General features: G+C 38.3%; 13 protein-coding genes. 6 read left to right on the top strand and 7 right to left on the bottom strand.

The genetic code is table 11. The features are described 5' to 3' along the window. Positions 1-2 precede the first annotated feature (2 nt). Both L1S31_RS00710 and L1S31_RS00705 read left to right on the top strand, forming a co-directional pair. The gene (locus L1S31_RS00710; RefSeq protein ID WP_236460483.1) at positions 3-920 is read left to right on the top strand and encodes a DUF2279 domain-containing protein; all 918 of its coding nucleotides are present in this window, start codon (positions 3-5) and stop codon (positions 918-920) included. Between the two features lie 87 nt (positions 921-1,007). After that, the gene (locus L1S31_RS00705) at positions 1,008-1,631 is read left to right on the top strand and encodes a peptidoglycan-binding protein LysM (protein WP_236460481.1); all 624 of its coding nucleotides are present in this window, start codon (positions 1,008-1,010) and stop codon (positions 1,629-1,631) included. A 1-nt stretch (position 1,632) separates the two neighbouring features. Here the strand turns inward: L1S31_RS00705 and L1S31_RS00700 are convergent, their stop codons facing one another. Genes L1S31_RS00700 through dnaA form a run of 3 tightly spaced genes read right to left on the bottom strand, consistent with a single transcriptional unit; the run spans position 1,633 to position 4,295 of the window. After that, positions 1,633-2,358 carry an SAM-dependent methyltransferase gene (locus L1S31_RS00700; protein WP_236460473.1) on the bottom strand — a complete coding sequence of 242 codons (726 nt, stop codon included), beginning with the start codon at positions 2,356-2,358 and terminating at the stop codon, positions 1,633-1,635. Between the two features lies 1 nt (position 2,359). After that, on the bottom strand, positions 2,360-2,827 hold the full coding sequence (locus L1S31_RS00695) for a low molecular weight protein-tyrosine-phosphatase (protein ID WP_236460471.1): 468 nt from the start codon (positions 2,825-2,827) through the stop codon (positions 2,360-2,362). A gap of 40 nt (positions 2,828-2,867) precedes the next feature. Further along, positions 2,868-4,295: a chromosomal replication initiator protein DnaA gene (gene dnaA / locus L1S31_RS00690; protein WP_236460469.1), complete on the bottom strand. Its 1,428-nt coding sequence runs from the start codon at positions 4,293-4,295 to the stop codon at positions 2,868-2,870. A gap of 187 nt (positions 4,296-4,482) precedes the next feature. On the opposite strand from dnaA, the gene L1S31_RS00685 reads away from it, so the two are divergent. After that, entirely contained in the window at positions 4,483-4,881 is a 399-nt protein-coding gene (locus L1S31_RS00685; protein ID WP_236460467.1) for an acyl-CoA thioesterase, read from the top strand. Here L1S31_RS00685 and L1S31_RS00680 read toward each other — a convergent pair. The 3 genes from L1S31_RS00680 to ribD are packed head-to-tail and all read right to left on the bottom strand — an operon-like array spanning position 4,878 to position 7,130. Beyond that, positions 4,878-5,486 carry an IMPACT family protein gene (locus L1S31_RS00680; protein ID WP_236460458.1) on the bottom strand — a complete coding sequence of 203 codons (609 nt, stop codon included), beginning with the start codon at positions 5,484-5,486 and terminating at the stop codon, positions 4,878-4,880. The genes L1S31_RS00685 and L1S31_RS00680 overlap by 4 nt on opposite strands. Positions 5,487-5,488: 2 nt before the next feature. Continuing rightward, the gene (locus L1S31_RS00675) at positions 5,489-6,097 is read right to left on the bottom strand and encodes an HAD family hydrolase (protein WP_236460443.1); all 609 of its coding nucleotides are present in this window, start codon (positions 6,095-6,097) and stop codon (positions 5,489-5,491) included. Beyond that, complete coding sequence (ribD, locus tag L1S31_RS00670) at positions 6,090-7,130, bottom strand: bifunctional diaminohydroxyphosphoribosylaminopyrimidine deaminase/5-amino-6-(5-phosphoribosylamino)uracil reductase RibD (RefSeq protein ID WP_236460441.1); 1,041 nt, start codon at positions 7,128-7,130, stop codon at positions 6,090-6,092. Before ribD ends, L1S31_RS00675 begins: the two co-directional genes overlap by 8 nt. A gap of 28 nt (positions 7,131-7,158) precedes the next feature. On the opposite strand from ribD, the gene L1S31_RS00665 reads away from it, so the two are divergent. Both L1S31_RS00665 and prmC read left to right on the top strand, forming a co-directional pair. After that, entirely contained in the window at positions 7,159-7,644 is a 486-nt protein-coding gene (locus tag L1S31_RS00665; RefSeq protein WP_236460439.1) for a GNAT family N-acetyltransferase, read from the top strand. Next, positions 7,645-8,487 (top strand): peptide chain release factor N(5)-glutamine methyltransferase, encoded by an 843-nt coding sequence (prmC, locus tag L1S31_RS00660; protein WP_236460436.1) that lies wholly within the window; start codon positions 7,645-7,647, stop codon positions 8,485-8,487. 1 nt (position 8,488) lies between these two features. On the opposite strand, the gene L1S31_RS00655 is transcribed toward prmC, so the two are convergent. Then, a complete protein-coding gene (locus L1S31_RS00655) occupies positions 8,489-9,739 on the bottom strand; it encodes an ABC transporter permease (protein ID WP_236460405.1) in 1,251 nt (416 codons plus the stop codon). 101 nt (positions 9,740-9,840) lie between these two features. Here L1S31_RS00655 and hisS point away from each other — a divergent pair, with 101 nt between their 5' ends. Next, the gene (hisS, locus tag L1S31_RS00650; protein ID WP_236460377.1) at positions 9,841-11,499 is read left to right on the top strand and encodes a histidine--tRNA ligase; all 1,659 of its coding nucleotides are present in this window, start codon (positions 9,841-9,843) and stop codon (positions 11,497-11,499) included. Positions 11,500-11,710 lie beyond the last annotated feature (211 nt).

Below are 11,710 nucleotides of genomic sequence, written 5' to 3'. Positions count from 1 at the left end.
TCTTGAAAGTATTTAAATGCATACTTACACTTTTATTATTTGGAATATTCCAACTTTCTTCTGCACAAAGTTCCATCGAAAGCTTTCTTAAACCTTCCGATACCTTAAACAAAAAAAGGCTTAAAACCCTTGTTATTTCTGAAGCTGCCATTGGCTCGGCTGCTTTGATTGGCCTGAATCAGGTTTGGTATGCAGATTATCCGCGTTCCGATTTTCATTTTATCAATGATAATGGCGAATGGCTCCAGATGGACAAAGCCGGGCATGTTTTTTCGACCTATCATCTTGGAAGTTTTGGAGCAAATGCATTGAAATGGAGTGGAGCAGGCAGAAAAAGCCAACTCATTTATGGCGCAACTTTGGGTCTGGCTTTCATGACTGCGGTTGAGGTTTTTGATGGCTATTCTTCAAATTGGGGTGCTTCCTTGGGCGATGTAGCAGCAAATATAACCGGAACTGCTTTATATGTTTCCCAGGAGTTGTTATGGAAGGAGCAACGGATTGTACCCAAATTTTCATTCCATACCACACCTTATGCTTCGACAAGGCCTAATGTTTTGGGAAGTTCATTATCGGAACAAATCCTAAAGGATTACAATGGACAAACGTATTGGCTGTCAGCCAATATTCATTCCTTTGGCAAATCTTCTACAATTCCGAAATGGCTGAATGTGGCAGTTGGATATGGCGCTGAAGGCATGATTACAGGGAATGACGAGTTGGTTAATACAGTTTTTCTTCCCGAAAGTAAAAGATTCCGTCAATTTTACCTCAGTCTTGATGTTGATTTGACAAAAATTGAAACCAAATCCCGCTTTGTTAACACCCTGTTAACAATTTTTAATACGATCAAAATTCCAGCTCCAACGTTTGAATTCAAGGGTTCAGGGGAAACCAAATTCCACCTGCTTTACTTTTAAGTAGCTGATATTCAATTTTATAATATTTAGTCGTATATTTGCACGCGGAAATATCAAGATGGTGACAGCGCTTGGAAATAACCTTAAATGATAAAGAAAAGTATATTTTACGTTTCAATACTACTGATAGTAGCTTTCATAAGCTCAGGTTTTAAACCTCACAGGGACTTATTTGGCCTTGACGAAAACGAAGGACTATCCTATGTTTTCCCTTCACAAAATTTTATCGATTACGCCAGCCTTAAAATTCCTTTTACAGGAAAATATTTTATTGGATTCAAAGAAGCCATTGCGCACAAGGAATCTCAAGGGAAATACCATAAAATAAACACTTTGGGTTATATGGGTAAATACCAATTTGGTAAGGAAACCCTTGAATCTATTGGAATTAAGGATAGTACTGGTTTTATGAACAGCCCAAAACTACAGGAAAAAGCTTTTGTGGCTTTGCTTTCTAAAAATAAATACGAACTTCAGGACTACATCGATAATTTTGAAGGTAAAATAGTTGACGGTATCAAAGTCACAGAATCCGGAATTTTGGCTGCAGCACATTTAGGCGGAACAGGTTCAATAAAGCGTTTTTTAAATTCCAACGGAGAGCGAAAATGCAAAGATGAATATGGTACTTCGGTTAGGACTTACCTTAGGGATTTCGGGGGATATGAAACCAGTGGAATCAAGGCAGTTAAAAATGCCCAGGTAAAATAAATTACATTTTGTGAATTATAAAAATGGTCGGTCTGTTGTGCAGGTCGACCTTTATTTTTTTCCAGTCTGCCACGCGAAGCGTCTTAATAAACTCTGTTGGCAGCGTAATGTCTGTGGCAATGCAAAGATGCGTGTTTGGTTGGAGCATCTGCAACAAATCTTCAACCAATTTGTTATTTCTATAAGGCGTTTCGATGAAAATCTGCGATTGGTTTTTTGTGGCAGATAAATTTTCAAAGCTCTTCAGCGCAGCTTTTTTATCGCCTTTGTCAATGGGAAGGTATCCATTAAATGCAAAACTCTGACCATTCATTCCTGAGCCCATCATTGCCAATAGGATGGAAGAGGGTCCAACCAACGGAACAACCTGTATCCCTTTTTCGTGTGCAATTTTTACAATTACAGCTCCTGGATCGGCTACGCCAGGACAACCAGCTTCGCTCATCAATCCAACATTGAAACCATTTAGGCAGGGCGCAATCATAGCGTTGTATTCAGAATCTTCAGTGCGTTTGTTCAAAGCAGAAAGCCTTAAGCCCGATTGTACTTTTTCGGGATGGATTGATTTAATGAACTTTCGGGCTGTCTTTTCGTTTTCAACGATATAATCGTCGATAAAGTCAATAGCTCTTTTTACAGTTTGGGGTAAAACATCATGCGGGTCCATTTCTCCCAATGTGGTTGGAATTAAATAGAGCTTGCCTTTTAAAGTAACTGGTTTTGACATTTTAAGGATGTTTTTCTATCAATTTTCTAGATAGAATATCACAGGTTTCATCAAGCATTTCATAAACCATATCGAAGCCATTCTGCAATCCGTAATAAGGATCGGGAACATCGACATTGTCGCCGGGAAATAATTCATTTAAAATGAGCTGGACCTTTTTTTTATGCTCTTCGTTTTTGGCCAAACTAACTACATCATCATAGTTGGTATTGTCCATGACAAAAATATAATCAAAGTCTTCAAAATCCCTAGAAGTGAACTGCCTTGCTTTTTGATACGTAATATCGAGCCCTTTCTTTTGTGCTGTCATCACAGAACGCTGATCGGGTTGTTTACCTATGTGGTAAGCACCTGTTCCGGCTGAATCGACAAAGAATTTATCTTTCGGAAGTTTAGACGCTAAAAGGCCTTCTGCCAAAGGTGATCGGCAAATATTTCCAAGACAAACCATTAAAATTTTAACGGGCATATGAGTTTATTTCTAAACCGCAAACTTACTCAAAAAGGAATTATAGTGATAATTTTTTATGAATATCTTCTACAAATTTTTTGAATTGTTTGTCTGTTGAAACCAAGTTGTCAACTGTTTTACAGGCATGTAATACGGTAGCATGGTCACGATCTCCAATTTGGGAACCAATGTTTGCCAAAGATGATTTCGTAAATTTCTTTGCGAAGAACATTGCCAATTGACGTGCCTGGACTACATGACGTTTTCTGGTTTTAGATTGTAAAGTATCAATGTCCAACTGGAAATAATCTGAAACTACTTTTTGGATGTAGTCGATGGAAATTTCACGTTTTACATTCTTAACAAATTTCTCTACAACGCTTTTTGCCAAATCCAAAGTCACTTCTTTTTTATTAAAGGAAGACTGGGCAATCAACGAAATAATGGCACCTTCAAGCTCACGTACGTTAGACTTGATATTACGGGCTACATATTCTATGATTTCGTCCGGCATTTCAACACCATCACGATATAAAATATTTTTTAGGATTGAAATCCTGGTTTCGTAATCTGGCTGGTGTAACTCGGCAGACAATCCCCATTTGAAACGCGATAGCAAACGCTGTTCGATATCCTGCATGTCAACCGGAGCCTTATCTGAAGTAAGGATTACCTGTTTGCCATTTTGGTGTAGGTAATTGAAGATATGGAAGAATACATCCTGTGTTCCTGTTTTTCCTGAAAGGAACTGAACGTCGTCAATAATCAACACATCAATCAATTGGTAGAAATGAATGAAGTCATTTCGGTTATTCTTTTTAACAGAATCGATATATTGCTGGGTGAATACTTCAGCAGAAATATACAACACTGTTTTCTCTGGATATTTATCTTTAATCTCAACACCAATAGCATGCGCCAAGTGGGTTTTTCCTAATCCAACGCCACCAAAAATCAACAGCGGATTGAATGATGTTCCTCCTGGCTTATTGGCAACAGCCATACCTGCAGAACGCGCCAAACGGTTGGAGTCCCCTTCAAGGAAATTGTCAAAACTATAATTAGGATTCAGCTGCGACTCAATTTTCAGGTTCCTGATTCCCGGAATTACAAAAGGATTTTTTAATTCTGGGTTTAGGTTTTTAAACGGAGCGTCAACGTCTTGTGATTTTATAGGACTACGGTGGGCACTTGGCAATTGTTCCGTAAACGGTTGTTTGTTACCATAAGTGTTTTCCATTTTGATTTTATACAGTAACTTTGCATTTTTACCAAGTTCTTTAGTTAATGCAACCTTCAGTAGTTTTACATAGTGTTCTTCAAGCCATTCGTAAAAGAATTTGCTCGGAACCTGAATGTAAAGTGCATTATCAGTTAGTTCCACTGATTTAATCGGTTCAAACCAAGTTTTGAAAGCTTGCTCTTGAATATTGTCCTTTATGAAAAGAAGACAGTTTTCCCACACCGATTGCGCAGTTTTGCTCATATTTGGTTTAAAATTATAGTATTTATGTATTAGGTTTTAACTCTAAAAAAACAACGAGTGTTTTCATGTATTTCGGGTCAACAAATATGTGAATAAAATTCGTTAAAAAAAATTAAAATCGTATTGATTTTTTAAAAAAAAAGTTGTAGCAGGAAGTTAAAGTTTAGATAAAAAGAAGAAAAATCAGATGAAAGAACATCAAATTCAAGTTAGGGTACGTTACTCAGAAACCGACCAAATGAGTGTAGTTTATCACGGCAATTATGTCCCTTATTTTGAAATGGGACGCGTGGAATGGCTTAGAAATAAAGGGATTTCATATAAATCGCTCGAAGAGAACGGAATTGCGCTGCCTATAGTTTCGATGACTATAAATTACAAAAAGCCAGCACGTTATGATGATTTACTTACAGTAATAACCAAGTTCAAAGGACAATCCTCAGTAAAGGTCGAATTTGATTGTGAAATTCGCAACGAAAATAATGAGTTGTTAACAACTGCACATTTCCTGTTGGTTTTTGTGGACATAAATTTGGGAAAAGCCATTCAGCCGCCACAATATCTTTTGGAAGTTATGAACAGCTAAATCCTTTTGATTTCCACTTCAAATAAATTAGAAAAAATGTCGAATATCATTTCGGCATTTTTTTTTCGGGTGCTGATTTGAATCCGGCAGTTTTCTTCCATTTGCTGGGAGACAATGTTGAGGTTTTTTTCCTTGATGATGCGCATGACCTTATTCATGTTTTTATAATCAAAGAAAACACTGAAGTGAATGTCGATTGTTTTTTCGATGATTTCAGATTCATCCAAAGCCATTTGTGCCGCTGTGCGATAAGCTGATATCAATCCACCGACACCCAATTTTACGCCGCCAAAAAACCGAACAACCACGACTAAAACATTGGTTAAACCAAATGACTGGATTTGTCCATAAATAGGCATTCCGGCCGAATTGCTAGGTTCGCCATCATCATTGGCACGAAATTGCACTGTTTCTGTTCCCAGCTGAAAGGCGTAGCAAAAATGCCCGGCGCCAAAATGCTGCTTTCGCAAATGTTCTAAATGGGATTTGATTTTTTCCTCAGAAATTACCGGAAAGGCATAGCCAAAAAACTTGCTGTTTTTTTCCTTAAAAAGAATTTCGGGAGAAGGGGAAGCAATGGTTTTAAAAGTATCTTTTAGTTCCAAAACTATAGTGGGAGGTGTTTTTGTTCAAACAAGTCGGTGACATCTTCCTTGCCAACCTGCAAATTCCACACATGCAGACCAAGCGATTCCGCTATATCGGTATTGTCTTTTTTGTCATCGATAAACAAGGTTCTTTTCGGAGATAGATCGTGTTTCCTCATTATCGCAGTAAAAATCTCGGGATCAGGTTTTCGCATTCCCATTTCATAGGAATAATAGACTTTTTCAAAACAGCGGTAAAAATCGGTATAAAAAGACATGCCCACCTTGTGTTCAAAACGGTCAATATGGATGGAATCGGTATTGGTTAACAGAAACAGGCGGTATTTGGTTGAAAGCATCTGAAGAAACTCCAGCCTTTCCAATGGAAAATCACCAATTACCGAATTCCAGGCTCTGGTAACCTCTTCAACACTGGCGTTTGGGATGTATTTTGAAAAGGAATTGATAAACTGCAGTTCGTTGATTTTTCCTTTTTCGAATAAGTCGTTATGGGCTAACAAATCTTCGTTTGGACCATCTAATCCTAATTTTTTAAACTCTTCAATGGATTGCTCTTTTCTAAGATTAATGAAAACATCTCCAAAATCGAAAATAATTGTATTAATCATGGTTGAAATAAAGTTTAAGTTGGTCTTCCTTTATGCTTTTTATTTGGTAATCCCCATTTAAATTAGGTGCCTTCACACCATTTTTCAAATGAATGCTACCTATAAAAACTCTAGCTTCATCCCAAAGATTATTGTCTATAAAACCTTGGAGTGTTTGTTTTCCACCCTCGATTATTATAGACTGTATGCCATATTTGTATAAAATATGGACAATATTTTTGGTTAGCCGGATATCAAAGATAACATTTTCATAAATACAATTTTCAGTAAATGTTAAATTTTCTTGCTCTGTCAGAATAATGGTTTTTGTTTTTTGATCCTTGACAAAGTAATCATTTGCTATTTTTCCACTCCTATCCAAAACAATCCGTATCGGATTTTCTCCGGTCCAATCGCGTACATCCAATTTGGGGTTGTCTTCCAATACAGTATTGGTCCCAACCAAAATGGCCTGTTCTTCGCTGCGCCATTTATGGACCAACTGCCTCGAATATACATTAGAAATCCAAACCGGCTCTTTTTTCTCCTTGGTTAATGGTGCTATAAAACCGTCCTGGCTTTCTACCCATTTCAATATAACATAAGGACGTTTTTTATTGTGAAAAGTAAAGAATCTTTTATTCAAATCGTTGCATTCCTTTTCCAAAACTCCAACAACGACATTGGCACCACTTTGCTGTATTCTTTTGATTCCTTCTCCCGAAACCTTACTGTTAGGATCAATGGTGCCCACAATTACATTCGGGATTTTGTGTTTGATAATCAAATCGCAGCATGGTGGGGTTTTCCCAAAATGGCTGCAGGGTTCGAGTGAAACATAAATGGTTGCTTTGGATAACAACGATTTATCCTTTACCGAATTGATGGCATTGACTTCGGCATGGGGTTCGCCCGATTTTCGGTGCCAGCCTTCGCCAATTATTTCCCCGTTATAAACAATTACGCTGCCTACCATAGGATTGGGATAGGTAGTTCCCAAGCCATTTTTGGCTAATTGGATGCAGCGTTTTATGTAAAATTGGTGTATCTTCACTCCACAAAAATAAGATATTAGTTTTAGAATGAATGGTATCGTAATAAGAGAAATCCAAAAGCAGGATAACGCGCAAATTGCCGCCGTAATCCGTGAAGTTTTTGTTTCGGATAATTATCCAAAAACCGGAACTGCCTTTGCGGACAGTCAATTGGATTTTATGTTTGAAGCCTATGATAAACCCAAAGCCATGTATTATGTTGTCGAGGAAAACGGCAAAATCATTGGAGGAGGAGGAGTAAGCCAGCTGGAGAATTCGACTGAAAATATCTGCGAATTGCAAAAAATGTATTTTCTGCGACAGGCCAGAGGAAAAGGAATTGGTTTTCAAATGATACAGAAATGCCTCGAAAAAGCGGCTGAATTTGGTTTTGAAAAATGCTACCTCGAAACACTTCCTGAAATGTTGACTGCACAGCATCTTTATAAAAAAGCAGGTTTTGAATATCTTTGTGCGCCAATGGGAAATACCGGCCACACAACCTGCCCCGTTTGGATGATAAAGAATTTATAAATGCTGTTAAAAAACTACAAAGACCTTTTCAAAAAAGAACTGCTCCCGATTTATGATGAGCAGGAAATCGATAGTTTTTTCTATATTATTTTGGAGAAAATCCACAAACTCAAAAGAATTGACCTGGCGTTAAACCCAGAAACAGTTTTGGATGGAATTCATTTAAAACAATGGAAAAGCATAGTTTCCGATTTAAAACTTGAAAAACCGATTCAATATATTTTAGGGGAAACCGAATTTTATGGACTCACTTTTTTGGTCAATGAAAATACGTTGATTCCAAGGCCTGAAACTGAGGAATTGGTTGAGCTTATCATTTCAAAAGCAACTTCAAATCCGCTTAAAATTCTAGACATTGGAACCGGAAGTGGCTGCATCGCTATTTCATTGGCTAAAAATCTTTCCAATGCCGAAGTTTCTGCAATTGATGTTTCGGAACAGGCATTGGCTACAGCCCAAAAAAATGCGGAACTCAATAAGGTTCAAGTCAATTTCCTGCTGAAAAACATTTTGGAAACCGAAGATTTAGCACAACAATTTGACATTATTGTTTCCAATCCGCCTTATGTGCGGAATTTGGAAAAAGCCGAGATCAAACCCAATGTTTTGGAGTACGAACCACATTTGGCCTTGTTTGTCGAAGATGCCGATGCGTTGCTTTTCTATCGAAAAATTGCAGACCTGGCAAAGAAGAATTTAAACCCAAATGGTAAATTGTATTTCGAAATCAATCAGTATTTAGGAAAGGAAACCGTTCAGCTTCTTGAAAGTTTAGGGTTTTTAGATATCGAATTGAAAAAGGATGTTTACGGCAACGATCGTATGATTTCTGCTTCTTTATAAATTACTCGTAACGCAATGCTTCAATAGGGTCAAGGCGCGACGCTTTTATAGCAGGATACAATCCCGAAACCAAAGCCACAATAAAGCTGGTCACAAAAGCCGCCATCATCGCGCCCCATGGAATCACAAAATCCCATTTCGCCGCTATGCAGATTCCGTAACCAATCAGGATTCCGAAAATAATCCCAATGATGCCGCCCATTTGCCCTATGGTCAGGGTTTCGATAAAGAACTGCATTGCAATGGTACTCTTCTTGGCGCCAAGTGCTTTTCGCACGCCAATTTCGCGCGTCCTTTCGGTCACCGAAACAATCATGATATTCATTAAGGCAATCGAGGAACCCAAAATGGTAATGATACCCATGATCCAGGCAGAAGCGCCTAAAACATCTGTTATTTCAGCAATTTTATGGATTAAGTCATCGCTTCGGGAAATGCCAAAATTATCTTCTTCAACCGGATTCAGTTTCCTAATTTGACGCATCGTAACAATTGCATTTTCAATTGCCGCATCGAGTAATTCGGTTTTTTGAATCATCGTGCTCACGGAATAATTGATGTTGGGTGCCGAAAAAATGGAACGTGCCAACTGAATCGGAATCATTATACGAAGGTCGCGGCTGTTGCCAAAGGTGGAACCTTTTTCCTTTAATACACCGATAACCTTGAATTTGGCTCCGCGTATGGATAATGTTTTTCCAATTGGGTTGACATCTTTCAGCAATCCTTTTGTGGCAAAATCAGAGCCTACGATGCAGGAATAGACATTGTTGGAAATGTCGAATGTATTGAAGTTCCTACCGTTGACTACCTCTTCGCCGGAATTGGCCAGGAAATATTCATCGATTCCCAGAACCTGGATTTCAGGATCGGTTTTTTGGTTTTCATACTTGACTTCGGCGTTTGCAGTGGCTGTAAATGACAACGAAGTCTGTGTCATCGGATAATGGTAGTTTTCCTTAAACGCCTTGGCCTGAGGATAGGAAATAATCGGATTTATCTTTTCAACCTCGCCACCACCATCTTCACGAAGGGTACTTTCATATTGTGTAATATTGAAGGTGTTGGAACCCATTGAGGCAAAACTCGAAGTCAGATTGTAGTCAATCGCGGTTACGACCGTGAGGATTCCGACCAGTGCTGTGATTCCGATAGCAATGATGACTATCGTTAAAATGGTACGAAGAAGTTGCGTTCGGATGGAACCCAACGCAATTTTTATATTTTCACTTAACAGACCGATTCCTAGCATAGCGCAAATTTGACACTAAAATACAGTTTTTGTTACAAGAATATTTACAATGAGCCATAAAATATTGATATTTGCACAGTATTCATAAATACCCATCAAAAATGGCATCAAAACCAAGTATCCCAAAAGGCACCAGAGATTTTTCACCGGCAGAGGTTTCCAAGCGTAATTATATTATTTCGATAATGAGGAATCATTTTGAAAAGTTTGGTTACCAGCCTATTGAGACTCCGTCGTTTGAAAATTCCGATACGCTGATGGGAAAATACGGCGAGGAAGGTGACCGTTTGATTTTTAAGATTTTGAATTCGGGGGATTTTTTGGATAATTTTAATGAAAATGTTATTGAAATTATTCAAACAACACTTAGGTATTTAAGGGATTTTTCAACTGGCTTAGCCGTAGAAGGAGAAAATTATAACGGAATCGTTGCGGCCTATATAGATAGTGCAATTCGTCAAACTTTTGAACCTTTTACAAAGATCAGTAAAGTTAATTATAAAAATCTAAGAGATGAAATTGAACCTATTATTTCTAAAATGTTTTTAGATGAAGATAGTGGACAATTCAATCATTTCATAGCTAACTTCAACATAGATAATAATGTCATCAGATTTTATTCTATGGCAATCTTTGGGAAATTCATGTCAAATGTACAAGCCAAATATTTGGCTTCCGATATCTCCGAAAAAGCCCTGCGTTACGACCTTACCGTTCCGTTTGCACGTTATGTAGTACAGCATCAAAGCGAGTTTTCATTTCCATTTAAGCGCTACCAGATTCAACCGGTTTGGCGTGCCGATAAACCACAGAAAGGAAGGTTCCGTGAATTTTATCAATGTGATGCCGATGTAGTGGGTTCTAAATCGTTGTGGCAGGAAGTGGAATTGGTGCAATTGTACGATGCGGTTTTTGCCGATTTGGGTCTGAATGGCGTTACGATTAAAATTAACAACCGAAAAATATTATCGGGAATTGCTGAGGTGATTGGTGCTTCGGATAAGCTGATTGACTTTACCGTTGCGTTGGACAAATTGGATAAAATAGGAGCAGAAGGCGTTAAAAAGGAAATGCTTGAAAAAGGGATTTCGGAAGCTGCTTTGGAAAAAGTACAACCTTTATTCAATTTCACCGGAACGATAGAGGAAAAAATAGAAAAGCTTTCAGGCTTGCTTTCCTCGTCTGAAGAAGGGAAGAAAGGAATTGAAGAGCTGCGTTTTATATGTGATAATGTAACCAGATTGGGATTGCAGAAAGCGAGTTTGGATTTGGATGTGACTTTGGCACGTGGACTGAATTATTATACCGGAGCCATTTTTGAAGTTTCGGCGCCAGAAGGTGTTGCGATGGGTTCGATAGGAGGAGGAGGCCGTTATGATGACCTGACCGGGATTTTTGGTTTGAAGGATATCAGTGGTGTTGGGATTTCGTTTGGACTCGACCGGATTTACCTGGTTCTGGAAGAGTTGAAATTATTTCCGGAAACGGTTACCGATACGACAAAAGTATTGTTTTTTAACTACAATGACGAACAGGCTTTTAATGCCATGAAAGCGATTGCAGTTTTAAGAAGCCGCAATATCAAGGCGGAACTTTATCCGGATGCGGCTAAGGAAGACAAACAGTTTAAATATGTAAAGAATAGGAACATTCCTTTTTTTGTTAAGGAGATTGAAGGTTCGAACTTTACGCTGAAAGACCTTAATTCGGGAGAACAGCTTCGATTAAATATTGAGGAACTTGTCAAAAAGCTGGGTTAGTCCTTTCTAGCCCCGATGGGAGCAGGCTACCGTGTAGCGCGGACAGCGGGAAGATTATTCCTGAAAGAACGCAAACGTTGTGCTCCTGATTATATATGATATTTCTCGATACATTTTTGCTCTGCAAAAACACTCGAAGTGACGATATTAAATTAAATAAAAAATCCCCGACCAGCGGGGATTTTTTATTTAATGCATTTAGTGTCAAATA

Origin of the sequence: Flavobacterium wongokense, assembly GCF_021608265.1 — a bacterium.
Taxonomy (GTDB): Bacteria; Bacteroidota; Bacteroidia; order Flavobacteriales; family Flavobacteriaceae; genus Flavobacterium; species Flavobacterium wongokense.
This window is presented reverse-complemented; position numbering and strand designations above follow the sequence as displayed.